The sequence below is a fragment of the Pandoraea communis genome (genome assembly GCF_902459745.1).
GTDB lineage: Bacteria > Pseudomonadota > Gammaproteobacteria > Burkholderiales > Burkholderiaceae > Pandoraea > Pandoraea communis.
The window spans coordinates 381,418-404,062 of sequence record NZ_CABPSJ010000002.1; the positions used below are offsets into that span (position 1 = coordinate 381,418).

27 protein-coding genes and 1 pseudogene are annotated in these 22,645 nt (G+C 59.4%); 21 read left to right on the forward strand and 7 right to left on the reverse strand.

Going from position 1 to position 22,645, the window contains the following annotated elements; translation table 11 throughout:
- Nucleotides 1-10 precede the first annotated feature (10 nt).
- The 19 genes and pseudogenes from PCO31110_RS08130 (at nucleotide 11) to PCO31110_RS08220 (ending at nucleotide 12,601) form a co-directional block, all read left to right on the forward strand.
- Entirely contained in the window at nucleotides 11-316 is a 306-nt protein-coding gene (locus PCO31110_RS08130) for a hypothetical protein (protein ID WP_150690119.1), read from the forward strand.
- Nucleotides 317-803: 487 nt separating this feature from the next.
- Entirely contained in the window at nucleotides 804-1,163 is a 360-nt protein-coding gene (locus tag PCO31110_RS08135) for an Lcl C-terminal domain-containing protein (protein WP_150690120.1), read from the forward strand.
- A 39-nt stretch (nucleotides 1,164-1,202) separates the two neighbouring features.
- Nucleotides 1,203-1,478, forward strand: a complete 276-nt coding sequence (locus tag PCO31110_RS08140; protein ID WP_150690121.1) for a hypothetical protein — start codon at nucleotides 1,203-1,205, stop codon at nucleotides 1,476-1,478.
- Between the two features lie 187 nt (nucleotides 1,479-1,665).
- Nucleotides 1,666-1,866, forward strand: coding sequence for a hypothetical protein (locus PCO31110_RS08145; RefSeq protein ID WP_150690122.1), 201 nt, complete (start codon nucleotides 1,666-1,668; stop codon nucleotides 1,864-1,866).
- 81 nt (nucleotides 1,867-1,947) lie between these two features.
- Nucleotides 1,948-2,565, forward strand: coding sequence for an ERF family protein (locus PCO31110_RS08150; RefSeq protein ID WP_150690123.1), 618 nt, complete (start codon nucleotides 1,948-1,950; stop codon nucleotides 2,563-2,565).
- Nucleotides 2,565-2,897, forward strand: a pseudogene (gene ssb, locus PCO31110_RS08155) (single-stranded DNA-binding protein); the annotation flags it as partial. The gene PCO31110_RS08150 and the pseudogene ssb, both read left to right, overlap by 1 nt.
- 5 nt (nucleotides 2,898-2,902) lie before the next feature.
- Nucleotides 2,903-3,403 (forward strand): siphovirus Gp157 family protein, encoded by a 501-nt coding sequence (locus PCO31110_RS08160; RefSeq protein ID WP_150690125.1) that lies wholly within the window; start codon nucleotides 2,903-2,905, stop codon nucleotides 3,401-3,403.
- Nucleotides 3,403-4,080 carry a putative quorum-sensing-regulated virulence factor gene (locus tag PCO31110_RS08165; RefSeq protein ID WP_150690126.1) on the forward strand — a complete coding sequence of 226 codons (678 nt, stop codon included), beginning with the start codon at nucleotides 3,403-3,405 and terminating at the stop codon, nucleotides 4,078-4,080. The genes PCO31110_RS08160 and PCO31110_RS08165 overlap by 1 nt, the downstream gene beginning before the upstream one ends.
- 24 nt (nucleotides 4,081-4,104) lie before the next feature.
- On the forward strand, nucleotides 4,105-4,458 hold the full coding sequence (locus tag PCO31110_RS08170) for a DUF1566 domain-containing protein (protein WP_150690127.1): 354 nt from the start codon (nucleotides 4,105-4,107) through the stop codon (nucleotides 4,456-4,458).
- Nucleotides 4,459-4,488: 30 nt separating this feature from the next.
- Nucleotides 4,489-4,947, forward strand: a complete 459-nt coding sequence (locus tag PCO31110_RS08175; RefSeq protein ID WP_150690128.1) for a DUF1566 domain-containing protein — start codon at nucleotides 4,489-4,491, stop codon at nucleotides 4,945-4,947.
- A gap of 11 nt (nucleotides 4,948-4,958) precedes the next feature.
- Entirely contained in the window at nucleotides 4,959-5,321 is a 363-nt protein-coding gene (locus PCO31110_RS08180; RefSeq protein ID WP_150690129.1) for a four helix bundle protein, read from the forward strand.
- Nucleotides 5,322-5,555: 234 nt separating this feature from the next.
- On the forward strand, nucleotides 5,556-6,689 hold the full coding sequence (locus PCO31110_RS08185) for an RNA-directed DNA polymerase (RefSeq protein WP_246189776.1): 1,134 nt from the start codon (nucleotides 5,556-5,558) through the stop codon (nucleotides 6,687-6,689).
- On the forward strand, nucleotides 6,686-6,889 hold the full coding sequence (locus PCO31110_RS08190; RefSeq protein ID WP_150690131.1) for a hypothetical protein: 204 nt from the start codon (nucleotides 6,686-6,688) through the stop codon (nucleotides 6,887-6,889). The genes PCO31110_RS08185 and PCO31110_RS08190 overlap by 4 nt, the downstream gene beginning before the upstream one ends.
- A complete protein-coding gene (locus tag PCO31110_RS08195; protein WP_150690132.1) occupies nucleotides 6,882-8,372 on the forward strand; it encodes a phiTE_015 family protein in 1,491 nt (496 codons plus the stop codon). Before PCO31110_RS08190 ends, PCO31110_RS08195 begins: the two co-directional genes overlap by 8 nt.
- Nucleotides 8,369-8,590 carry a hypothetical protein gene (locus PCO31110_RS08200; RefSeq protein WP_150690133.1) on the forward strand — a complete coding sequence of 74 codons (222 nt, stop codon included), beginning with the start codon at nucleotides 8,369-8,371 and terminating at the stop codon, nucleotides 8,588-8,590. The genes PCO31110_RS08195 and PCO31110_RS08200 overlap by 4 nt, the downstream gene beginning before the upstream one ends.
- Before the next feature lie 127 nt (nucleotides 8,591-8,717).
- A complete protein-coding gene (locus PCO31110_RS08205; RefSeq protein ID WP_150690134.1) occupies nucleotides 8,718-9,767 on the forward strand; it encodes a DNA-methyltransferase in 1,050 nt (349 codons plus the stop codon).
- Nucleotides 9,768-10,189: 422 nt separating this feature from the next.
- Nucleotides 10,190-10,411 carry a DUF4224 domain-containing protein gene (locus PCO31110_RS08210; protein WP_150690135.1) on the forward strand — a complete coding sequence of 74 codons (222 nt, stop codon included), beginning with the start codon at nucleotides 10,190-10,192 and terminating at the stop codon, nucleotides 10,409-10,411.
- Nucleotides 10,412-10,413: 2 nt separating this feature from the next.
- Nucleotides 10,414-11,514: a tyrosine-type recombinase/integrase gene (locus PCO31110_RS26000; RefSeq protein ID WP_150690136.1), complete on the forward strand. Its 1,101-nt coding sequence runs from the start codon at nucleotides 10,414-10,416 to the stop codon at nucleotides 11,512-11,514.
- A 637-nt stretch (nucleotides 11,515-12,151) separates the two neighbouring features.
- Nucleotides 12,152-12,601, forward strand: coding sequence for a hypothetical protein (locus PCO31110_RS08220; RefSeq protein WP_150690137.1), 450 nt, complete (start codon nucleotides 12,152-12,154; stop codon nucleotides 12,599-12,601).
- 130 nt (nucleotides 12,602-12,731) lie between these two features.
- Here the strand turns inward: PCO31110_RS08220 and PCO31110_RS08225 are convergent, their stop codons facing one another.
- The 3 genes from PCO31110_RS08225 to PCO31110_RS08235 form a co-directional block, all read right to left on the reverse strand.
- The gene (locus PCO31110_RS08225; protein WP_010806012.1) at nucleotides 12,732-13,439 is read right to left on the reverse strand and encodes a VIT1/CCC1 transporter family protein; all 708 of its coding nucleotides are present in this window, start codon (nucleotides 13,437-13,439) and stop codon (nucleotides 12,732-12,734) included.
- Nucleotides 13,440-14,196: 757 nt separating this feature from the next.
- Nucleotides 14,197-14,670, reverse strand: coding sequence for a DUF934 domain-containing protein (locus PCO31110_RS08230; protein WP_010806013.1), 474 nt, complete (start codon nucleotides 14,668-14,670; stop codon nucleotides 14,197-14,199).
- Nucleotides 14,660-16,666 (reverse strand): DUF2849 domain-containing protein, encoded by a 2,007-nt coding sequence (locus PCO31110_RS08235; protein ID WP_150690138.1) that lies wholly within the window; start codon nucleotides 16,664-16,666, stop codon nucleotides 14,660-14,662. The genes PCO31110_RS08230 and PCO31110_RS08235 overlap by 11 nt, the downstream gene beginning before the upstream one ends.
- Before the next feature lie 349 nt (nucleotides 16,667-17,015).
- On the opposite strand from PCO31110_RS08235, the gene PCO31110_RS08240 reads away from it, so the two are divergent.
- Nucleotides 17,016-17,261 carry a hypothetical protein gene (locus PCO31110_RS08240; protein ID WP_010806015.1) on the forward strand — a complete coding sequence of 82 codons (246 nt, stop codon included), beginning with the start codon at nucleotides 17,016-17,018 and terminating at the stop codon, nucleotides 17,259-17,261.
- A gap of 16 nt (nucleotides 17,262-17,277) precedes the next feature.
- Here the strand turns inward: PCO31110_RS08240 and PCO31110_RS08245 are convergent, their stop codons facing one another.
- Complete coding sequence (locus tag PCO31110_RS08245; protein WP_010806016.1) at nucleotides 17,278-17,637, reverse strand: hypothetical protein; 360 nt, start codon at nucleotides 17,635-17,637, stop codon at nucleotides 17,278-17,280.
- A 239-nt stretch (nucleotides 17,638-17,876) separates the two neighbouring features.
- On the opposite strand from PCO31110_RS08245, the gene PCO31110_RS08250 reads away from it, so the two are divergent.
- The gene (locus PCO31110_RS08250) at nucleotides 17,877-18,965 is read left to right on the forward strand and encodes a helix-turn-helix transcriptional regulator (protein ID WP_150690139.1); all 1,089 of its coding nucleotides are present in this window, start codon (nucleotides 17,877-17,879) and stop codon (nucleotides 18,963-18,965) included.
- 33 nt (nucleotides 18,966-18,998) lie between these two features.
- Here PCO31110_RS08250 and PCO31110_RS08255 read toward each other — a convergent pair whose 3' ends face one another.
- From PCO31110_RS08255 to PCO31110_RS08265, 3 genes are all read right to left on the reverse strand, one after another.
- Nucleotides 18,999-20,576: a GGDEF domain-containing protein gene (locus tag PCO31110_RS08255; protein ID WP_150690140.1), complete on the reverse strand. Its 1,578-nt coding sequence runs from the start codon at nucleotides 20,574-20,576 to the stop codon at nucleotides 18,999-19,001.
- A 33-nt stretch (nucleotides 20,577-20,609) separates the two neighbouring features.
- Entirely contained in the window at nucleotides 20,610-21,362 is a 753-nt protein-coding gene (locus PCO31110_RS08260) for a YoaK family protein (RefSeq protein ID WP_150690141.1), read from the reverse strand.
- A gap of 233 nt (nucleotides 21,363-21,595) precedes the next feature.
- Nucleotides 21,596-22,642, reverse strand: a complete 1,047-nt coding sequence (locus PCO31110_RS08265) for an ABC transporter substrate-binding protein (RefSeq protein ID WP_010806020.1) — start codon at nucleotides 22,640-22,642, stop codon at nucleotides 21,596-21,598.
- Between the last annotated feature and the right edge of the window lie 3 nt (nucleotides 22,643-22,645).

The following is a 22,645-nucleotide window of genomic DNA, read 5'->3' on the forward strand; positions in this document are numbered from 1 at the left end:
AGGAAATGACATGAAGAAAATAGCTGTGATGGTCGCGGCAGGTTTTGTCACTCTAGTCTTTACTGCGACTGCCTTCGCGCAGTCAAAACTTCCATCTGACTGCAATCTCCTTACTCAGACGGTGGCGGCTACCGCTATGTGGCGCGACAATGGAGTACCGCTATCGAAGGCACAGGAAAACGTCGATAAGGTGCTTAAGCAGATGCCATCTACCTCCGAGGATCGTGCAAATTGGAGAAACGCGGTCTCTGCCATTTACTCAAGCAAGGTTACGTCAAGCCAAGTGAGCGAAAGCCTCAAGAGAGATTGTCGCTGACCCGATGAATCTCTCATAAGACCCGCTTCGGCGGGTTTTTTGTTGCCTGTCTAAGCCGACATCGGCGTCTCCCCCTCTCCCCCCCCCTAAATCCCCCCCAAGCCTCCCATGGCGACGCGTAGCCCCTACATCCGCCCGTTGTTACAAATTCGTTTGTATTTTTGTCTTGCCTTTCTACAAATTAATTTGTAGACTTGTTTTCAAGCTCACCGAACAGCGAGCCGCCCAAGTGGCAACCGCTCTTTAACAACCGAAGCAAAGCCGGGACCGCGTAAGCGGAGCAACCGGTCGGCGCGATCTGCGTCGTGAGTCAGGGTGACGGACCTGATGCAAGACAGCCGTATGTGTGTCCGATGGCGTCGTAATCGGCACAAAACCGCAGATGACCCCGGAGCCGGTTAGACCGGGTGTAGCCGGGGCACTGCGTGAGATGTATTCGAAGCTGCTTTCTAGGTGAGAGCAGCCCCGTATACACAAGGAGATATCCATGACTGCACGTGAAAGCATCATTTCTCAGTTGGCCGAAGGCGAGGTCTACATCGGATCAATCACCAATGCTGACGGCGCTGGCCATCACGTCATTCTTCTGCCCGGCGACGTCGAAAAGACGTGGACTGAGGCGATGAAATGGGCGAAAGAAGCTGGCGGCGATTTGCCAAATCGCGTCGAGCAAGCGCTGCTTTATGCGAATCACTCGGATCGCTTCAAGAAGGATTGGTACTGGTCGAACCAGAAGGATGAAGACGGCTTCGCCTGGTATCAGTACTTCCTCAATGGTAGCCAGAGCGGCATCAGCCAGTACTACCGGTTGCGTGCGGTGGCCGTCCGCAGATTGCCCATTCAGTAATTCATTAATTTCTCCCAGCGTCTCGCGGAGGAAATCACCATGAACGCACCTCTTCCCTGCGTGGCAACGCAGGATCTCGGCGAATACCTGCGCCAACAAGACGCGGCAGACCTGCTGGCAGCCGCGCGAGAACGTGCCGCGGAGTCGGCCGATGCAATCAATGCGTTGCAGCGCCTTCTTGATGAGAACTATGGCGCGTATTGCGAACTGCAAAACGCCCTGATCAGACAAGACGCCAAGCGTGCCGGAGAAATCATGTCTTCCGCATTCGAAGCAGAGATCAGCGTCTTTATTGAAGAAGAGGTGCGCGAATGATCCAGGACTACTGCTTTCGCTGTGGCCAAGCCGGACATTGTTCTGAGGACTGCCCTCAATTCAAAGTGTCGCGCGAAATTTCCATCGCCTACGCCGGGTTTCTGATTCTCGTTGCCCTTCTTTCTCTGGTTGGTGTCGCTGCTCAGTGTGCTGACGCCTTCGCATATCCGACTTTCGGGAGTTTCAAATGACCGATCTTTCTATTCCGAAGAACGTTGACCTGCTGACTTTCGACTGCTCAATGCTGACAGATGCGGAGCGCCAAGAATGCTGGCTCGCAGGGCTGGCTCAGAAGTCGAAGCAAGCCCTAGGCTCTAACTGGATGCTGCACAAGTCGCACGCGCCGGCCAAGGGCCGCTACAACAACTGCGGCACTCGGATCGCTTGAGGTGGGTTATGGACCCGCAATGGTGGGCTGAAGTAGGCGCCCTTGAATATTTGGAATGGTACGAAACCTCCGGAGCACGACATGAAGACGAGCGAGCAGTTGACGAACATATCCGCCGCATTGGTGAACGCGCAGAAGGCAATCACCTTCGCGACAAAGGATGCGACGAATGCCCATTTTAAGAACAAGTATGCAGACCTTGCTTCGGTAGTCGACGCGGTTAAACCGGCGCTCAACGACGCTGGAATCGCCTTCATCCAAACCCCATCCCCTTCGGACGATGGTCGCCTTCACCTGACCACTCGGCTGATTCATTCATCGGGGGAGTGGATTGAAGACACGCTTGTTATGCCCCTTCCGAAGCAAGACCCGCAAGGGTATGGCTCAGCGATCACATACGGCCGGAGATATGCCCTTGCGTCGATCACCGGTCTCTATCAAGACGATGACGACGGCAATGCGGGGTCGAATGTTGCTGGCGAGGGTTCGTCCGAGCGCAAATCGGATTCTCGTCGCCAACAAAAGAACAACGCGCCCCAAGATCCGGATGAAATCGCCTCCGATGCGATGAATCGCATGGAGTCAGCCGAAACGGTAGCCGAACTCGTGAAGATCATGAACGGACTCACGAAGGAGCAAAAGGCTACTGCCAACGAGACGTTCAACCGTCGAATGTCCGAACTCAAGAAGGCCGCGTAATGGCATCCGTGAACAAAGTTATTTTGGTCGGCAATGTTGGTGCGGCCCCCGAAACCCGATATACCGGCAACGGTGATGCGATTACCAATATCCGTCTGGCTACTAGCGACAAATACAAGGACAAATCATCGGGAGAGATGAAGGAATCTACCGAATGGCATCGCATCGCGTTCTTCGGACGGCTCGCCGAAGTCGTATCAGAACATGTTCGCAAGGGGTCATCTCTGTATGTAGAGGGACGCCTTAGGACTCGGAAATGGCAGAACCAGCAAGGCCAAGACCAATACAGCACGGAAATCATCGCTGATCAAATGCAAATGCTTGGGAGCAAGGAACGATGACCCTCAGTCTTTTCACTATCGCGGGCGAGTACCGCGCACAGCTCGACCAGCTTGAACAACTCGGGTTGGACGAAGCAACCTTCAACGATACGCTCGAATCGATCAGCGGCGACCTCGAAACCAAGTCCGTCAACGTCGCCATGTTTGCGCGCAACTTGGAATCGAGCGCAGCCGCCATTGAAGAGCAAGCGAAGCTGATGATCGAGCGCGCCAAGGGTATCCGTAAGAAGAGTGAGCACGTGAAGGAATACCTGAAGGCGAACATGGAGCACGCAAAGATCCAGAAGATCGAGTCGCCTTACTTCGTACTCTCGATCCGCAAGAACCCGCAGTCGCTGGTGATCGATGATGAAAAGCAAGTCCCGCCATCGTTCCTGAAGACACCCGAACCGCCACCTCCCGTTCTCGACAAAGAGAAGCTGAAAGAAGTTCTGAAGGCTGGCGAGGCTGTCCCGGGCGCCCATCTCGAACAGAAAACGCGCCTAGAGATCAAGTGATGTCGGCATATATCTTCGACACCGAAACCACGAGCGCCAACGATCCTCACTTGATCGAGGCGGCCTGGCTGGCAATGAGCGATGACATTGCCGTGCACGCACCGAGAGACGTCTTCCTTCAGCGATACAGCACTGACCAGGCGATCACCTTCTGCGCAATGGCCGTTCATCATATCTTGCCGTCTGATCTGGTGGGATCGCCGCCGAACACCGAGTTCCGTTTGCCGAACGACATCGAGTACATGATTGGGCACAACGTCGATTTCGACTGGAAGGTAGCTGGATCGCTCAACGTCAAGCGAATTTGTACCCTCGCGATGGCACGTTTCCTGTGGCCCGAAGCGGACTCGCACACGCTTGGTTCGTTGAGTTACATGCTGTCGACCGATCTCGAAGCAGTGCGCCTTGAACTTCGTGATGCGCACAACGCGCTGGCTGACTGCTATCTCTGCGCTCGAGTCCTGTTCGCGATCATCGAACATTGCGGCGAAGACCTGAAGACGTGGGAAGACGTATATCAGTTCTCCGAACGTGCACGCATCCCGACCCGCATGCCCTTCGGAAAACACGCGGGAACGCCGATCAAGGACATCCCCTACGACTACCGCGCGTGGCTGCTGCGTCAGACGGATGTCGACCCGTATTTGCGTAAGGCGCTGGAAAGCAAGACCGCTTGATCTAACCAACCACAGGAGCACTCCATGACTCAGGTCGTAATCCCGCCGCTCAATGAGGGCGAAACCTACCTTTGCGGCTTCGTTGACGCAAACGGTGACGTCGAACACACCGTGATCGTCGCGATCAACAACGAGCGCGCCGAATGGCAAGAGCAGTTGGACTGGGCAAAGGCCCTTGGCGCTGACTTGATGACGCGGCCTGAACAGGCTGTCGCGTACGCAAAGCACAAGGATCTGTTCGAAGCGGCGGCGTACTGGAGCAACGAGGATGCCGGTGACGGCTTCGCCTGGTATCAGTACTTCGACGGTGGTTACCAGGGCTGCAGCCTCCAGAGCCACCGGTTGCGTGCGGTGGCCGTCCGCAGATTCAAAAATTAAGTCATTCACCCATTTCAACGGAGCATCGCAATGACGATCACGCTTGAGGCCATCGAGGCCAAGCATTCCGAACTCGGTCAGTTGATCGAGCGGTTCAAGGAACAGGCAAAGGGCACCGAGATTCGCATTCATGACACAGTGATCCCGCTCGCTGCCGGCGAGCGCTTCGCCGGGGTTGTGCTGAACGAAGACGGCACACTTCGCCACTACCTGATCAAACTCGCCGGCGAGACGGAAGACGTCGATTTCACCGACGCGCGCGAGTGGGCCTTGAGCAAGGGCGGCGAACTGCCGACCCGGCAGGAACAGGCCCTGCTCTACGCCAACCTTAAGGGCGAGTTCTCAACCAACTGGTATTGGTCTGGTGAGGAGCATGAAGACGGCTTCGCCTGGTATCAGCACTTCCACAATGGTGGCCAGACCTGCGACAGCCAGCTCAGCCGGTTGCGTGCGGTGGCCGTCCGCAGATTTATTCCTTCAATCATTTAGCCATTTGAGCCGTGGCCCAGCACACACAACTCCCCATCTATCGGGCGGCATACACGCTGCTCGATAGCGTCACCGATATGGTCAAGAACATGCCCCGCGACTTCAAGCGATCGATTGGCGAGAAGATCAGCGTGGAATGCATCGAGATCATGGTGCTGGTCTTTCGGGCGAACGTGGCGACGGACAAGTCACCTCACCTGACCGAGTTGCTCGAGCGCCAGCAGGTCATCGAACTGCTGCTGCGGCTTTGCGTCGACAAGCGGCTGATCTCACGGCCCGCTTACGCAGGCGCGATCGAGCAGACGACCAGCATCGGGAAACAGGCCAACGGCTGGAAAAGCAGTTCCGCAAAGCGCCCGCTTCGCCAAGGTTAAGGCCTAAGCGACTGAGCGCTCTTTTCAATCTGGTCACGCCGCTGCCTCACGAGGGCACCGACAGGCGCACAACGGATACCGACGGCGGTGGCCGTGGCTGGTCCGGCGCAGTTTCCTGGCTGATCGGTATGCCTTCGGCTAGGTGACGTGGATAGCGCGACTTCTACGGCTTCGCCTGGTATCAGAACTTCAACAATGGTAACCAGAACTACAACAACCAGAACAACCGGTTGCGTGCGGTGGCCGTCCGCAGATTGGGATTCAGCAGAGAACGACGGCTTTACGTTCGCCGAGCTGGTCGATGCCTATTTCGACTGCCGGCGAACAAAGCGCAACTCCGGCAACGCACTCGCGTTCGAATTGAACCTAGAGCGCAATCTACGGGATCTGTACGACGAGCTGATGGACGGTTCGTATCGCCCCGGAAGGTCGATCTGCTTTGTCATTACCAGGCCGAAGCCGCGCGAGGTATGGGCGGCAGACTTCCGAGACCGGATCGTCCATCACCTGCTCTACAACCGCATCTCGCCGCCCTTCTACGCCTCGTTTGTAGCGGACTCATGTGCTTGCATTCCGGGCAGGGGCACGTTGTATGCGGCAAAGCGGCTGGAAAGTCAGGTGCGAAGCTGTACGCAGAACTGGTCGAAACCAGCTTTCTACCTGAAATGCGATCTCGCCAACTTCTTCGTCAGCATCGACAAGCGGGTGCTACATCGTCAGGTGATGGCAAAGATCCCGTCCAAGTGGTGGCGCCTGCTGACCAAGCTGGTGCTGTGGCACGACCCGCGCGAGAACGTAGACATGCGCTGCCGCCCGGAACTGCTTGCCAAGGTTCCGAAGCACAAACGTCTGATGGAGCAGCCAGCACATTTGGGCCTCCCCATCGGCAACCTGTCGAGCCAGTTCTTTGCGAACATCTACCTCGACGCGCTGGATCAGTTCGTGAAGCATCAGATCCGCGCGCCAAGGTATGTCCGGTACGTGGACGACTTCGTTCTCGTCCACGAGTCACCGCAATGGCTGAACGAGGCACATGCCCGCATCGATGCATTCCTGCCAGATCGGCTACACGCTCGCCTAAATCCGACGAAGACGATCATGCAGCCAGTCGATCGAGGAATCGATTTCGTCGGCCACCTCCTCAAGCCGTGGCACCGAACAATCCGGCCCCGGACGCGGCGGCAAGCGGCAGCGCGCTTGACCGAGATTCCCGCCGCCGACGTTTATCAGGCCACGAACAGCTATTTCGGCCTACTGCGGCAATCGCCGTCGGGCCATCACCATCGATCTGAAATCGCCAACATCGCCCGTCAGCGCGGCCATGCAGTCAGCGCCGCCCTCACCAAAGCCTACAGGAGCAAAGCATGAGCCCCTACGACCCCCGCCCCAAAGGGCTGAATACCGATCCTGCGCCGCCTTCTGTGGTGGAGATGCTCAAGCCGTTGCGACGGTGCGCGGCCAGTCGCGACGGCGAGTGCTGGCACGCCGATTGCCCACAGATCCGCGACAACGAGCCGAAGGCTACCGGTCGCCATTGCCCTCTTGATACTGGAGACGAGAATGCCTGACCACAAGACCGTGACGTTTGATGCGATCCGCGAAGCCGTGGGCCGAATTACCGAGGTGCAGCGGCGCTCCGGTGGGCCTGCGTGGATGGAAGCAAAAGGGCTGCTGGCGAATGACCTGACATTCATCGCACAGGGACTGATTGATGCGCTCGCCGCCGCCCCCACGCCAGCCGCACAGAGCGCAGGGCAAGAGGTGGTGGCGTGGGCAGTTTTCGACAGCGTGCATATGGTTTCTACCGTCGTAGATCCGGCTTCGCGGAAAGCGGCCGAATGCGCGGGCTATACGCTTCGCCCCCTTGTATTTGGTGACGCCGCGCCCGTGAATGGCAGCAATAACGTCGATGAAATCGCACTGCGCAGCCGCTGGAACTGTATCGCAAACTCGGATGACATGTTCGAGCAGTTCATGACGGAAGTGCGCGCCCTTCTCGCATGCGCCGCACCCGTGAATGGCGGCGAGCGCGCTGATATTGATCGACTCGTGCGCGAGTTGGACGTGCTTTTGAACGGCGATAGTGCTGCCAAACAAGCCAGCCTATGCGACGTTGTTTCTCAAGTACGTTCTGAACAAATCCGGTCAGCGAAATTTTTGCCGCTCCTCGCAGATCCGCCGCAGGCTATCGGCGATCACGATATCCGCACCAGCACAGGCGGACGTGCATTCGTTGCCGAGTTCTTCGCAAGGCGTCTCAAGCGCCATGATTTCGGTCGGTACATCAAAGAACGACTCGCTGCTGACTTCGCGTGCGCCTTGGCAAAATATCTATCTGAAATGGACGCCGCAGATGCGCAGCAGGTGGGCGATAGGAAAGTCCTGCATGCAATCCTCGAACACTTGGACGGCGGGATTTCTGTGTGCGAGCGATGCCGCTATGAGGAATCGACGCGCGATATGGACGTCACGGCTGACTTGCGAAGCTACCTGAATGGCGGTGATTCGTGGCTCGCAAAAACTGCCGCCCTCACGTCTCCCGCGAAGGAATCGGAACTCGAAATGCATCAGGCCGACTACGCCTCCATAAAAGCGGCAGGATTCCAAGATCCCGGTGAGTTGCTTGATGCATATCTGAGGCTCACGTCTCCCGCGAAGGCCGACGATGAATGCCCGCACGGCGTAGACGATGGCGCTTGCAAGGAGTGCTATCACGCGAAGGTGGGCGGGGATGAGCGGGAGGCGTTTGAGCGTTGGTACGAAGCCGCAGCGATGCCCGCTGAATCGGATTGGTTCAAAAGAGAAACCGACGACCCGAGCGAGTACGCGCATGGCGAAACCCATAGCGCATGGCTCGCATGGCAAGCCCGCGCCGCGCTGTCGGCGGATGGCGGGGATCTCAAGGATGCGGAGCGGTGGCGAAAATTCCTGCGCATCTATACCTACTACCGGTGGTCACTGTTCGATAGTCCCGAGGAGGTCATTCGGGAGGTGGATGAGACTGTCGTGGACCCGGCCTCCATTCCCGCCAAGGCGAAGGGGGATGCGTGAAAAACTTCATCGAAGATGCAGCGCAAGCCAAGACCAATTTGCATGTGTTACACGCTGTGATATCGATTTTGGAGAGTGGCGCGCTCTGCGGCGGAACGGGGAGCCACACTGCCGCCAATCGAATCATCAACATCTGCCGAAAGGAGCAGCAGCGGCTTCTCGCTATGTACGACAAGGCAGTAGCCACCTCTCAGGCAGCGGAGGAGCGGAAATCGTGAACTTGACGTCATTTCTACTTGGATTCGTCGTTGGATCGTCCATAACGTGCCTATTTATTAGCGTGATTGTCGTGGCCAAAGTCAAACGATTCAAACGAGCGTGGCAAAAACTCGCAAAGGACCGCTCATGAGACAGAACGAGATCATTCTGGGCGACTGCCGCGACACCATGCGCATGCTGATCGCCGAAGGCGTGAAGGTGCAATGCATCGTGACGAGTCCGCCGTACTGGGGTCTGCGCGACTATGGCGTCGCTGGCCAGCTTGGCCTCGAGCCGACCTTGGCCGAGTTCCTGAACAATATGGCCGAGGTGTTCGAACTGTGCCGGCAGTTGCTCGCCGACGACGGCACGCTGTGGCTCAACATGGGCGACAGCTACAACGCCGGAACGTCGGCCGCAAGTGGCGCAAGCAAGACAGCCGATGTCGGCGGTTGGACGACCCGCAGCGGTGACGCCGCAGGTGCCCGGCGCGTGAACGCAAACGGCCTGAAAGTAAAAGATCTGGTCGGCCAGCCATGGCGCCTCGCGTTCGCCCTTCAGGACGCCGGCTGGTGGCTGCGACAGGACATCATCTGGCACAAGCCCAACCCGATGCCCGAGAGCATCCGCGATCGCTGCACTAAGGCGCACGAATACCTGTTCCTACTGACGAAGAGTGAGCGGTACTTCTACGACTTCGACGCTATGCAAGAGCCGGTGAGCGGCGGCGCACACGCGCGCGGCGCAGGCGTGAACCCGAAGGCAGCGCCGAGCGGATGGGACACCTCGCCTGGTGGGCATCGGAACTTGACAGGCCGCTACCCGGGCACGGGCGTCGGTTTCGGGCGCGGGTATGACAAGGTGGCCAAGCCGCGCGTGAAGCAGAACGCGTCGTTCTCGGCGGCAGTGAAGGATCTAGTCGACACGCGCAACCGACGAAGTGTCTGGACTATCCCAACGCAGTCATTTGACGGCGCCCACTTCGCCACCTTCCCGGAAGCACTGGTCGAGCCCTGCGTGCTCGCCGGCAGCCGGCCCGGCGATATCGTCTTCGACCCGTTCATGGGCAGCGGTACCGTCGCGCAGGTTGCCGGCCGCCTCGGACGCCATTACCTCGGGTGCGAACTCAACCCCGAGTACTTCGCCCTGCAACGCGATCGCACTCGACAACCGGGCCTGCAACTGGAAACAGCATGACCACCCACCCGGCCACGGCCGAAGCACTGGAAAAGATTCTGCGGGTTACTGCGAAGGAATGGAACCTAGATGAAAACGAGCTACATCCGGTTCTATCAAGCCTATGAAGATCCAGTTTGGGGGATGCAGACGGGAGAAAATTTCCCCAGAACCCCACTTATCAGGGTCACGCGAAATAGATTGAGAAAGGCGGTCTTTGAATGGGTAGGCGGGACACCGGTAACTGAGGAGCAACTTACCTATTACCGAAAGCATTACCCTGTCGTAATGCGGGAGTATTGAACGATGAGCGAGCATGACGACAACTGGAACGAGCCAGAAGCCGAATACGATGATGAGCACAACGCATGTCCGCATGGGATCGCGCCGAAATGGGACTGTGATTGGTGTGAGCGGCCGGAAAAGTAAATTGAGGGACTTACATGGAACCGCTGACCCTTACCGAAAACGAGATAGTTGAGGCGACTGGCTACAAGCAGCACATCAAGCAACTCGCCGCCCTGCAACGAGCCGGCATCCCCGCAGATCGGCGTCCCGACGGGAGCGTTCGAGTATGGCGCCACCATATCGTTGGTGCTGGGGCGGCGAAGCAGCCACCGGCGCGCAAAGAACCTAAATTGAAATCTGATCGCAAGGCAGCCTAACAATGATCGGACGACGCAAGAACGCCTCCCCTCTCCCGTCACGCGTGTACGAAAAGCACGGTTCCTGGTGGTTTGTAGACGCGCGCCGTAAATGGCATAAATTGTGCCGCGTTTCGGATGGACTCACGACGCTGTATGGGGAACTGGCGAAGTTCACGCGCGACGCGGATGCTATACCGGTTGATACGATGCCAGCCCTGATAGACGACTGGCTCCTAAAAAAGCTCGGTAAGTACGCTCTTTCCACACGAGAGGATTACCGGCGCATGGCGACGTTCATTCGTAGCGAGTTTGACGACGAGTGGCAAGTGACCGACGTTAAACCTACGCACATCGCCCGCTTTCTCGACAAACATTTCGAGGCTAAACCGAATACCAGCAACAAGTACCGCGCACTGTTTTCGTTGTTGTTCGCGCACGCAGTTCGCAAGGGCTTGCGCGATAGCAATCCGGCCAGCGAGGTAGAGGGAGCAATCGAGCGCAAGCGCGATCGGTATATTACCGATGCCGAGTTCGATGCGATCAAGGCTGCCGTTTTGCTCGGGCGAGACGGACGAGAGACCGACTCAGGTCAGACGATTGTTTGTCTGATTGATCTTGCATATCAGACTGCACAGCGCATCAGCGATCTCTTGTCACTCAACTGGCAGGACGTGAGCGACGAAGGGATCTATTTCAAGCCTGCCAAGACTGTGAATTCGAGCGGTGTGCGCATGCTAGTGGAAATGACATCAGATCTAAGGGCCACCATCGACCGCGCGAAGGGCGGGAAAGTGAAGGCGATAGGCCCTGTGATATGCACCCAGACCGGGAACAGATTCACATACAGCGGGGCGCAATCGGCATGGAAGCGTGCATGCCAGAGAGCCCGCGAGACATACGAGAAAGCCTGCATAGAGACTGGCATAGTCCCTGATATGCAGTTCTTAAGGGACACGCACTTCCACGACTTGCGCGCCAAGGCATTGACCGACATGAAGCGGCTCGAAGGTGCTGCCGCCGCTCAAGCTCTGGGTGGGCATACGACCGCTGAGATGACAGCGCACTACACCAAATCTCGGCAAGTGGAACGGGTATCCCCGGTGCCCTTAAAGCATGCTTGATGAGGCATTTTACTGTCTAACTTGGCATTTTGATGCGTCTCAAACCCGCATGATTGCGTGCACAGAATTTAATCAGCAAGTTAGACAAAATCACGTAACCATATGAATTAATAGGGTTAACGTGCGACATGGGGTGCAGGTGGTCGGAGGTTCAAATCCTCTCGCCCCGACCAGGAATTGAACCCGCACAGTCTTTGGCTGTGCGGGTTTTTTCGTGGCGCCGAAATTTTGTGCAAGCCGGTCGGTATATTAGAAACTTTCTAGTATTTTTGCTGGCGCGTAGGACTACTACGCAGATTTTGGCGCAGTCCTTGCACTCATATGCGAGACATCAGATAACGTCAAAAAACGGCCGAGCCCCATCCATCGAGCGCAAAGCCAGTCGTCATACCAATCCTTACCGACCTCGTCGCGTCATTCGCCGCGAACCGCCGATGTGGGCGATTATGCCCCACAGATCTGCGCTCCGCGAAGGAACGGGCCAAGAAAGGCGGCAGATCGAGAGCCATAGCGCTCACTGGCGAACTGCGAACCTCAATCTTTTGAATCAAGGGAGATGCGTCGGCTTTAGCGCACGTAGCGGCCCTCGCAGGACGCGACAGCATTCGAGACGTTTGAATCCAACGGGGAACCCTGCATGAAATCGAAACTCGCGTTGTTGCTGACGCTGCTTTGCACATCCTTTGGCGCTACCGCAGCCGGTGAATTCACCCTCACTTACTTCGGCGATGGTAAGTCTGCGGATTTAGCGGCGCTGATAAGCGATCTCATCACCCCCGAATACTTGAAGCGCTTTCCCGCGAACCAGTACGAGATCGTCCTGATTTACCATTGCACGCCGGTCGCAGCCCGGGGGGATATCGTGTGCACAGCCACATCCGGTGTCTCCCCGAAGATCAATGTGTCCAGCCGTGCGGGTGGACTCGTGCCTCTGGAACGCTTCAATACTGCGGCCCTTCAGCCGAAGGGGGCATCCACGCGCGACATTGACGAAACTCGGGACAAGGTGATCAGAGAGAGTATTCGCGCCATGATGGCGGACCTCCCAGCCGTGCCCAAACCTCGCGCAGATCGCCCTCGTCTTTAAACGAATTCCCGCGAGTCAGTGAATACTGGGTTATTCCCATTTCGTTCGCCCTCGATATCTGCCGAGCGAATGGAGAGTTCATGTTCCGGCGCGGGCCGTAGTTCGTTATTGCCCCCTTGCTGCACTGACATCAAACAGTAGTGCCGAACACGGCCCCCACGCCCGCTGTCACCGCCATAGCGAACGTGCCCCAGAAAGCCACGCGCAGGGCACTTTTGAAGAGGGGGGTTCCGCCAACGGCGGCGGCGGCAACGCCGAGCAGGGCCAGGAAGAGAATCGATGTCGCCACGATCCAATACAGCAGGCTCTGCTCCGGTGCCAGCAGAACCACAGCCAGCGGCATGGCTGCGCCCACGGCGAAGCTCCCGGCCGACGCCAATGCCGCTTGCAACGGACGCGCGCTCAACGTCTCCGAGATGCCCAGTTCATCGCGCGCATGCGCACCCAGCGCATCGTGCGCCATCAATTGTGTTGCGACTTGATCCGCGAGCTGTTGATCCAGGCCACGCCGCACATAGATGGCCGTCAGTTCCCGATGCTCTGCATCGGGGCTGTTCTTGAGTTCTTCACGTTCACGCGTCAGATCCGCCTTTTCTGTGTCGGCCTGCGAATAGACCGATACGAACTCGCCGGCAGCCATGGACATCGCGCCTGCCACCAATCCCGCCACGGCCGTGGTCACAATACTGGCGTGGCTTGCATGGGCCGCGGCCACACCTGCGACCAGACTGGCCGTGGAAATGATGCCATCGTTGGCCCCAAGGACGGCGGCACGCAGCCAGCCGATATGTTCGGTGCGGTGACGTTCACGATGGGCGCGACGCTGAAACTTTGTCATTTTAGATTCCGATCCATGTAAAGCAGCTTTGGGCAATCCTGTTCGGGCAGGACGTCCGGGAGGCATGCGAACCTGTGTGTTGTGGCGCGTGACGTAGTGGCGAAGCAGCACCGCGACCGGCGCAACCATCGGCAGTCCCCCGATGAGCCTCCGCATACCGCTTCTCCCCGTGTCGTTTGCCCAATTCTATATCTGCAAAAGGACCATCGGCTACCTGCCGCCTGCTGGAGAAGATACGGACTGGTGGCGGGATAAGCCACGCGACTGAAACTGCGATTTATCTCAGGTGACCGTGAGTTGGAACGTCGCTATTCTGGCCTCAAGTCAAAAGCAACTTTCTTCAACAGCACGTCTCCAGATCTGGAGGTACATCATGCCTTTCGCAGCGTTCGCTTATCTGGGCACAAAGTGCGCCGTCGCAACCGGTGCAATAGTCGGAATTGTCAAAGGCGCAACAGCGCTTCTCCACTATGGCTTGTCGCTCATCGCCGGTTAGTCGCCCCTAGCTAACACTAGCGATCTTGTTCCGATAAGTGCGATCAGCCGAGAGGGACTGACGTGGTATGGAGCGTGGTCGGAAGGACGGGTGAAATGGTCAGCCGATCGGCCCCCATCTCGCTGACCTGTCTGACTTGGTGCTCGTCGTGGCAGGCAACGCTAACCAATTGCCTGCACGACAGGCGCGATCCCGCGAGGGAAGGCCCCGGCGGAGCAGACGCGACCGGAAGACACCGGTCGCGGAACTATCAGAAGGATCTCAGGCGGTCAGGCGTTCGAGCAATGTGCGGGGCCGCGTGGCGCGACCTTGCGCCGCCAGCGCCGCCTCGTGCCAGCGCGACGTCGGTACGTCCGTAGGCGAGAGCAAGCTGTCGAAGCCGCACGCCCACAACATCGCCAGTTGATCCGGCAGCAACGGGCCGGCCGCCCGAATCCCGCCTTCGAAATGCCACTTCTCGCGCAGGAATTTCGCCAGCGTGAAACCCCGTCCATCGCGCGACTTCGGAAACTCGATCACGATGAGTTCGAGTTGTGGCAACAGGGCCGCAATGCGCGCCGGATCGTCGTGGCCCTGCACACGGATACCGGCCGGTGCCGCGCCCTGTTCGTTCGCGGCAAGCCATGCGTCGAGCGGCAACACGTCCTTGCTGCGCGTCTGCGTGGTGACCGGCTCGTCCGCGCCGCGATAAGTCCAAACGTCTGCGGCAGGTAGTCCGTTTCGATCAATCAACATGCAAAGCTCCCTTGAATTCTTCTGCCCCGACGCGTCCGAGCGTATCGATGAAGCGCTCCCCCTCGTGGCGCAACGAAAGATAACGACCGAGAATGTTCTCAATCACCTGGGGCACAGCCTCGTATGTCACGCCCGGACCGAGAATCTTGCCGACCGCAGCGTTCTCATCGGCTGATCCGCCCAGCGTGATCTGATAGTTTTCCTTGCCCGCCTTGTCGACACCCAGAATGCCGATATGCGCGACGTGGTGATGCGCGCAAGCGTTGATGCAACCGGACACGTTGAGTGTCACCGGACCGATATCGCGCTGCTGCTCTTCCGTGAATCGCAGCGCGATACGTTGCGCGACCGGCACCGAGCGCGCGTTGGCCAGCGCGCAATAGTCCAGGCCAGGGCACGCGATGGCGTCTGAAATCAGCCCGATGTTGGCCGTGGCCAGTCCGCCTGCTTTCAGACGCGTCCACAGCGCATGCAGTTCGTCGCGCTTGACATGTGGCAGCACCAGATTCTGTTCGTGCGTCACACGTAGCTCGTTGAACGAATAGCGCTCTGCCAGTTCCGCCAGCAACAGCATTTCTGCCGAACTGGCGTCACCCGGGATGCCGCTCGCCGGCTTGAGCGAGACGACCGCACTGATGTAGCCCGGCACCTTGTGCTCGTGCGTGCAAGTGTCGACCCAGCGACGGAATTCGATGTCGCGCTCGTAGGCTTGTGCAAACGCGTTCGATGTCTCGGGCAGCGTTTCGAACTCGGGCACGATGAAACGGCCGCGAATCGCTGCGACGACTTCGTCGCTGAGCGGGCGATGCGAGAGTGCGATGCGTGCGAACTCTTCCTCGATCATCTCGATGAACTTCGCGGGCTGCATCTCCTTGATGAGGATCTTGATGCGAGCCTTGTAGATGTTGTCGCGACGCCCCAGCGCGTTGTACACGCGCAGAATGGCCTCGACAAAACGCAGCAGGTCAGCCTCAGGTAACCACTCGCGCACGAGCGTGCCCACGATGGGGGTGCGTCCCAGGCCACCGCCCGCGTAAATCTGAAAGCCCACTTCGCCGCGTTCGTTCGTCCGCGCGAGAATGCCGATGTCGTGAAAACGCACGGCAGCGCGATCGGTCTGACCGCCCGTGATCGCGATCTTGAACTTACGCGGCAGATACGTGAATTCGGGATGGTCCGTCGACCACTGACGCAGGATCTCTGCATACACGCGCGGGTCGACGACTTCGTCCTTCGCCGCGCCGGCGAATTGATCGGTCGTCACGTTGCGAATGCAGTTGCCGCTCGTCTGAATGGCGTGCAGATCGACGTCGGCGAGCTTCGACAGGATCTCGGGCGAATCCGTGAGCGTCGGCCAATTGAACTGAAGATTCTGGCGCGTCGTGAAGTGGCCGTACCCCTTGTCGAAACGGTTCGCCACATAGGCGAGCTGGCGCAACTGGATCGCGCTCAACGTTCCGTACGGAATGGCAACGCGCAGCATGTAGCCATGCAATTGCAGGTACAGGCCGTTCATCAGGCGATAGACCTTGAATGCGTCTTCGCTAAGTTCACCGCTCAGACGCCGGGCAACCTGCTGGCCGAACGCTTTGGCGCGGTCCTTGAGGAACTCGCGCTCGGAGGGGTCATAACGATAGATGCCGGCATGTTCCGGCGCCACGGTCAACGCGGGGGCGTGCGCCAGCGCCGCTTGCACCGTGTCTTCCCCCGCCTGCTTGCCAAGGTCTTCGCGAACCGACGGCCCACGCGAGCGCAGTTGCTCACGAAAATCCACCGGGACGGGGCCGGCCTCGCCCACCTCCGCCGCGCGCGGCACGGGATCGACGATCAGATTGGCCGCCTGTGCCTCCTGCGCAGCCGCCTGGGCCTGGTCGAGTTCCTGCGCGTCGAACACGTGTGCCTGCGTCAGGTCATCCACCCAGTTGTATTGCTTGTCCAGCCACACGACCAAGCCATCGTGCAGCCGGTTTGCCGAAATCAGGTTGCCTGCATTCATTCCACGCTCTCAATGCTTTTAGTTTTGGTCGCAAGTCGCGAGTCGACCGGCAGGCTATCAAGAGGCACGGGAATATACGACCATTTAGTAGTTATTTACTCATTACGTGACGTTGTTTGGGCTGCACAGCCCCGCCAGACAGCGCCCAGCCGTCGATTCGGCCGATGGGACGGAAGTACCGCGGGCACACCATCCTGGCCGCACGGATTCGCGCGTCAGCTTCAAGCCATGCCCGTATCGACGCGATAACGCGATTTCATGGCATCCAATTTGCCGCAAAAATACCTGTATTTTTATACAGTAGTCATGCTACATTTCCAATCATCACAACTTCATCGCGAGTGACACCATGAGCGACGCCAAATCCATCAAGTTCATCGTCGTGCCCTACCGTAAGAACAAGGATGGCGTACTTCAGCCCGGCGAGTTGCGCCAGGCGAGCACCGAGTTCGGCGCGGTGCGTATTGCGCAATCGATGGCGTCCGGGTTCGCCGGCATCGCCGCCTACGAAGTGCTGGTCGATGAAGAAGACGGCACGATGGACGCGCCACGCATCCTGTTTCAGGAAGGCGCCATTCCCGCCATGGCGGAGTAAGCGCGTCCCTGCCCGATCACTCCGGCCGCGACAACGGCGGGAGACTATCGAACGAACGCGTCTGACGCGGATGCTGGAGATTTCGCGTATCGAGCGCACGGGTCGTCGCCTCCAGTTCCTGTTGGCTCGGGCCAGTGGCCGGACCGTTACGCTCGCTTGCCGTGCGATTGATGGTCGCGCTGGCACTCTGAGCGTCCATCACACTGTCTCTGCGGCCGCCCAGCGCCGACACTGCCGGACTGACAGCCGGCGTCTGATTCGTCTGCCGTATGCTGCCGAGATCTCCGGCGCCCAGATATGACTGTGCGTTCGCTTCACCAAACATCAGGGCCCCCGCCAGACACAGGCAGGCGGCAATGAATTGGCGATGGCGCATGGTTACCCCCCGTTTGACGTGTTGGATGTCTTGGATCTGTTCCGGGACGCGCCTGCATCGAGGCTTCCCGATCACATTCCGCCTTCCCGATATGGCTGCATTGTCGCAGCGACGAGACACCTTGTCGCCTGCATAAATCACAGTTGACGCCCCTCTCAATTTCGACAGCCCATTCTGCTACACTTCGCAAAAATCGAGCCTCAGGCTCGGCAGAAATACCGTGACCACGGGGGAATCTCATGTCGAACGACGTCAGTTTTCGGCGGGCATCGGATGCGGTCCGGGCGGTCGGCGCCGGAGGCGCAGACTGGCTCGATGTCGTGCACACTGCACGCGAGTTTCTCGGCGCGGACGCCGCCACATTCCTGTGTCATGACAAACAAAGCCGCTCGGTTCGCTTCGTCGAACAGTCCGGGCACGAAGCCCGGTTGATCGAGGAATACGCTCAGCTTTACTACCAATACGACGATTCTACCCGCCGCTTCTGGGACGCCCCGGCCGGCACCTGGTTCGACTCGTCCATCGCGCTCAAACACGAATCACAAAACGACCGCGTGTTCTGGAACGAGTTCATGCGGCCAAATCAACTCCAACAGTTGGTCGGCGTCGTGATCTGCAATGACGACGATACCCTCACTGCCCTGAGCATCCAGCGCACGCATGTCGTCGAGCCGACCTTCGCTAACACTGCGAAGATCGCGGCGTACGAACGCCAGCTTGCCGCGGCCTTCGCGGCCCGGCGGGCGGCCGCCCGGGCGAGCCTCGACGCACTCAGCCAGATGCTCGATCCCACCCTCGAGGGCTTTCTCATTGCATCGCCCGACGGATGGGTGCTGGAATGTGCACCGGGGCTCGACATACTGCTGGGCGGCAATGACAGCCAGCTCATGCTCAAGCAGCGCCGCCTCGTGCATCGCCAGCCCGAATGGCAAAACCGGTTGATGAATTCTCTCCGGCAGGTCAGCGTCAGCCGACAACCCGCGTCGCTGGTCCTGCCCGACTCGTGGGGACATGCCTACCGGACGACGTTGCGCCCGCTTGGCCGTCAGATGAATCACGGATTGCGCGCAGCAGTCGGTGTGCGCATCGAACGGCGCAGCATCTTCAATGTTCCAGGCGAAACCGCTCTGCGCCAGCATTTTTCGCTGACGCAAGCCGAAGCCCGCCTCTTCCATCATCTTGTCGCGGGATTGACGATCGGCGAATGCAGCGAGGTGCTGGGCCTGGGCACCAGCACGCTGCGCACCCAGCTATCGGCCATTCTGCGCAAGACGGGCTGCCATCGTCAGGGGGAACTGCTGCGACTTGCTACCATGCTGGTGCCGTAGGCACCGGGGCGGTGCACGCCTCGGCGCACCCCTTTACGACACGTCGCCCGCCTTCCCCACCTCGTCACCGGAAAGGTCCGGCTCGCGCAGCACGATGGTGCTGACACGATTGCGGCCGCTTTGCTTCGCGATGAAAAGCTGCTCGTCGGCCGCCTTCAGCACAGCATCGGCGCTGTCGCATGCGCCCGCGACACCCGTCGCCGCACCAACGCTCACCGTGATCTGGCCCGCTGCGCTGCCCACATGGGCAATGTGCAGACGCTCCACGTCGCGGCGAACCTGCTCGGCCACAGCAGCCGCGCCTGCGGCATCCGTATCGGGCAAGACCACCGCGAACTCCTCGCCTCCGTATCGCGCCACCATATCGGCTTCGCGTCGTATGTGGCCGCCGATGTTCTTCGCGACGGCGCGCAATACGCTGTCGCCAAACGAATGGCCGTACTCGTCGTTCAAGTGCTTGAAATGATCGATGTCCACGAACAGGACGGAGAACGGACTGCCCGAGCGTTTTGCGCGTCGCCACTCGCGTGCGAGCTTGGCGTCGAGTGCACGCCGGTTGCTCAGCCCCGTCAGGCCATCGGTCACGGACAGGTTCACGAGCCGTGCCGCCGTGCTCGCGCGCGTGCGAATCGCCGCAACGAGCAACCACGAGCCTGCGATGAGAGTTGCCGCACAGATAGTCGCTATCGAGCCGAATATCAGGGCGTGACGGCGCCACTCACGCTCGAGCGCCCGCGTCGACGGTGTCACCACCACATACATCGATGCGCCCGGCACACGTACCGACCGGTAGTCCGTGGCGCGCGCGCCCTCGGGAAACGAGAGTGCCGCCGTCAGATTCTGCTCGCGCGTCGCATTTCCCGGCAGATTGACGAGCGTTCCCGGCCTGGCTCGCTCGCACGGGCTGCACGCCAGCACGGTGCCCTTCTCCTCCACGACGTCGATGCTCTTCAGGTCGGACGAATCGCTGACGTTCGCCTGCGCGCCCAGCCGATCAAGCCGCAACGCGATGACCGCCACACCGGCAAACGAACGATCCTCAGCGGAAATGCGGCGGGTGAGCGCCACCGACAGCACGCCGCCATGCGTTCGCGACGCGTAAGGTTGCGAGATATAGAGTCCCAGTGACGGATTCGCTTCATGGGAGCGGAAATAATCGCGGTCGGCCACATTCACCGTCTTGTCGTGAACGGGATCGAGCGGCGCAGCAATCCGCCCTGACTTGTTCACGACATACGCGTCATAGAGAAAGTCGCGGCTCAGCGTCTGCCCGAAACGCACCCGGTCGCGCACCCGCTCGGGAAAAAGCGGCAACTGCGAATCCTCGGCCTCGCGCACCATGTCCTTGAGCAGCGTGTCGTAGATCGCAATATTTCCGCCCAGACTCACCGCCACGACAGACGCCACACTCTGGGCCCGCTCGAGCGCGTGGTCGTAGCGGGCTTGCCGGTCGGCGCGCAATAGCATCGCCACCCCGATCAGAATCGCCAGCGCAATGACGGTGCCCACGATGCCGACCATCGATGGATAGTCGTCAAATTTGTCGAACAGGGCGCGTCGCCGGCGTCCAACCCACGTCCGCAGACCGGGCACACTCAAGCGTGTAGTCATAGTTATTGGCCTGATGGAATGCGAGCGCTGAGGTCAGTGAGGATGTCGTCGTGCAATGTCGTCGAGCAACGGCACGATGGCCAGCGTAACGAGCACCAATGCAAGCGGAATGGTCGCCGAGAAACCGAGATACTTGAAGCCGAGCGCGCCTGCCAGCCCGCCCAGGAAGAACATACCCAGCAACGAACAGAGCAAACGCAGCTTCTGCCGGTCCCCCATCACGCGCGGCAGCTCGCGCGCGACACCGGGCCGGTTCCAGTAGCCCAGCTTACCCAGCTCGATACCGATGTCGGTCACCAGCCCCGTGACATGCGTCGTTCGAATCTCGGCCCGGGAAATCTTGGTGATGATGGCGTTTTGCAACCCCATGACATAGCACAGCAAGCTCACGGTGGCCGGCACGTACAGCACGCGGTGGTGTTCGAGATTGGCGCCCATCGCACCGAACGTCAGCAGCAGCACCGCTTCAAACATCAGCGGTGCGGCGTATTCGCTATGCGTATGGTGGCGCCGTCCCCAATGAACCAGCACGGTCGAGGTCACGGCACCCAGCAGGAACGACATCAAGGCGCTCAAACCGGAAAGCACGAGCACGAGTTGCCCGAGCGCGAGATTGTCGGAGAGCGCCGCGACAATGCCCGACATATGCGACGTGTACATCCCGACAGCGAGGAAACCGCCCGCATTCGCCGCGCCGGCCACGAACGCGAGCGAGCAGCCCAGACGCCGGTTCGCCGCTTCCGTGCGTACTGGCTGGGTGAATCCACGTAGGTAGTTGATCGGCATCGCGCATGAGTTCAAAAGCTGGGCACAAGCGGTATTCTAATGCGCGTTGACGCTATATCAACGGCTATATCGCGCCCCCGTGCGCGGCCCATGCCCTATGAAGGGAAAGGAAACGGGATCGAGTGCTATTGCCTGCGTGAGAAATCGGGACGAAAAAAAACGCCGGGCCACAGGCCCGGCGTTCTTCATTGTCGAGGCGACTGACACGCCCGCACGAGGCAACCGCGTCGAGATTACTGCTCGATCTGACGGTTCCAGCGCTGATCCCACTGCGCGCGACGCTGATTGATGGCGTCCCAATCCACGGTCTTGAGGTGCTTGACCAGATCGTCGATCTTGCCCAGACGCTTCTGCATCGCGGGCGGCACGCTCGCTTGCGTGTTGGTCGGAATGTAGGCACCGGCAGCGGCCGCCAGCGACTGGCCCTTAGCCGACAGCAGGTACTGCGCGAGCTTCTGCGCCATGGCGTTGTCCGGGCTGTTTTTCACCACGCACAGGTCGACAAGCAACTGCACCGCACCTTCCTTGGGCGCGACGTACCCCGCCTGAATGCCCTTGTCCTGCAAGTCGCTCACGGCCGTCGGGGTCAGCGGGAAGATGGCCGCTTCGCCGGTCTGGATCATCTCCGAGAGCTTGGCCGAGTTCGGGATGTACTCGACAACGTTCGGCCCCACGGTTGTGGCCCACTTGGTGAAACCCGGCTCGACGTTCGTCTCGCTGCCGCCCCAGATGCGGTTCAGCGCGAGGAAGGCGTGCAGACCGAACGTGCTGCTCGATGCCGACTGGAACACAACCTTGCCCTTGTACTTCGGATCGGCGAAGTCGCTCCACGACGTCGGCGCGGCCCAGCCCTTGTCCTTGAAGAGCTTGGTGTTGTAGCCGATACCGGTCATGCCCAGTTGCACGCCGGCGCCCATGTCGTCCTTCACGCGGGCAGACGGCATCAGTTCCTTGAGCACAGGCGAATCGTCGAGCTTCTGGCATACGCCCATGCTGATCGCGCGCGCCATCACGCCGTCGTCCAGAAACACGACATGCATCTGCGGGCTGTTACGGTTGGCGAGCAGTTTGGCCAGCACGTCGGACGACGTGCCCGGCACGACCACGACCTTCACGTTGTTGGCCTTCTCGAACGCCGGGAAAACCTGGCTCGTGTAAGCCTTTTCCATCGGGCCGCCATTCATGCCGATGTAGAGCGTTTTGGTCTGCGACCAGGCCGCGCTGCTCGCGCCCAATGCCAGCGCCGCAGCGCACATGACGACCTTTCGGGATAGCTTCATCGT

Bases quoted from the DNA above. Each gene is read 5' to 3' on its own strand.
- PCO31110_RS08130 (WP_150690119.1), top strand. From the start codon at position 11: ATGAAGAAAATAGCTGTGATGGTCGCGGCAGGTTTTGTCACTCTAGTC.
- PCO31110_RS08135 (WP_150690120.1), top strand. From the start codon at position 804: ATGACTGCACGTGAAAGCATCATTTCTCAGTTGGCCGAAGGCGAGGTC.
- PCO31110_RS08140 (WP_150690121.1), top strand. From the start codon at position 1,203: ATGAACGCACCTCTTCCCTGCGTGGCAACGCAGGATCTCGGCGAATAC.
- PCO31110_RS08145 (WP_150690122.1), top strand. From the start codon at position 1,666: ATGACCGATCTTTCTATTCCGAAGAACGTTGACCTGCTGACTTTCGAC.
- PCO31110_RS08150 (WP_150690123.1), top strand. From the start codon at position 1,948: ATGAAGACGAGCGAGCAGTTGACGAACATATCCGCCGCATTGGTGAAC.
- PCO31110_RS08160 (WP_150690125.1), top strand. From the start codon at position 2,903: ATGACCCTCAGTCTTTTCACTATCGCGGGCGAGTACCGCGCACAGCTC.
- PCO31110_RS08165 (WP_150690126.1), top strand. From the start codon at position 3,403: ATGTCGGCATATATCTTCGACACCGAAACCACGAGCGCCAACGATCCT.
- PCO31110_RS08170 (WP_150690127.1), top strand. From the start codon at position 4,105: ATGACTCAGGTCGTAATCCCGCCGCTCAATGAGGGCGAAACCTACCTT.
- PCO31110_RS08175 (WP_150690128.1), top strand. From the start codon at position 4,489: ATGACGATCACGCTTGAGGCCATCGAGGCCAAGCATTCCGAACTCGGT.
- PCO31110_RS08190 (WP_150690131.1), top strand. From the start codon at position 6,686: ATGAGCCCCTACGACCCCCGCCCCAAAGGGCTGAATACCGATCCTGCG.
- PCO31110_RS08195 (WP_150690132.1), top strand. From the start codon at position 6,882: ATGCCTGACCACAAGACCGTGACGTTTGATGCGATCCGCGAAGCCGTG.
- PCO31110_RS08205 (WP_150690134.1), top strand. From the start codon at position 8,718: ATGAGACAGAACGAGATCATTCTGGGCGACTGCCGCGACACCATGCGC.
- PCO31110_RS08210 (WP_150690135.1), top strand. From the start codon at position 10,190: ATGGAACCGCTGACCCTTACCGAAAACGAGATAGTTGAGGCGACTGGC.
- PCO31110_RS26000 (WP_150690136.1), top strand. From the start codon at position 10,414: ATGATCGGACGACGCAAGAACGCCTCCCCTCTCCCGTCACGCGTGTAC.
- PCO31110_RS08220 (WP_150690137.1), top strand. From the start codon at position 12,152: ATGAAATCGAAACTCGCGTTGTTGCTGACGCTGCTTTGCACATCCTTT.
- PCO31110_RS08225 (WP_010806012.1), bottom strand. From the start codon at position 13,439: ATGACAAAGTTTCAGCGTCGCGCCCATCGTGAACGTCACCGCACCGAA.
- PCO31110_RS08230 (WP_010806013.1), bottom strand. From the start codon at position 14,670: ATGTTGATTGATCGAAACGGACTACCTGCCGCAGACGTTTGGACTTAT.
- PCO31110_RS08235 (WP_150690138.1), bottom strand. From the start codon at position 16,666: ATGAATGCAGGCAACCTGATTTCGGCAAACCGGCTGCACGATGGCTTG.
- PCO31110_RS08240 (WP_010806015.1), top strand. From the start codon at position 17,016: ATGAGCGACGCCAAATCCATCAAGTTCATCGTCGTGCCCTACCGTAAG.
- PCO31110_RS08245 (WP_010806016.1), bottom strand. From the start codon at position 17,637: ATGCGCCATCGCCAATTCATTGCCGCCTGCCTGTGTCTGGCGGGGGCC.
- PCO31110_RS08250 (WP_150690139.1), top strand. From the start codon at position 17,877: ATGTCGAACGACGTCAGTTTTCGGCGGGCATCGGATGCGGTCCGGGCG.
- PCO31110_RS08255 (WP_150690140.1), bottom strand. From the start codon at position 20,576: ATGACTACACGCTTGAGTGTGCCCGGTCTGCGGACGTGGGTTGGACGC.
- PCO31110_RS08260 (WP_150690141.1), bottom strand. From the start codon at position 21,362: ATGCCGATCAACTACCTACGTGGATTCACCCAGCCAGTACGCACGGAA.
- PCO31110_RS08265 (WP_010806020.1), bottom strand. From the start codon at position 22,642: ATGAAGCTATCCCGAAAGGTCGTCATGTGCGCTGCGGCGCTGGCATTG.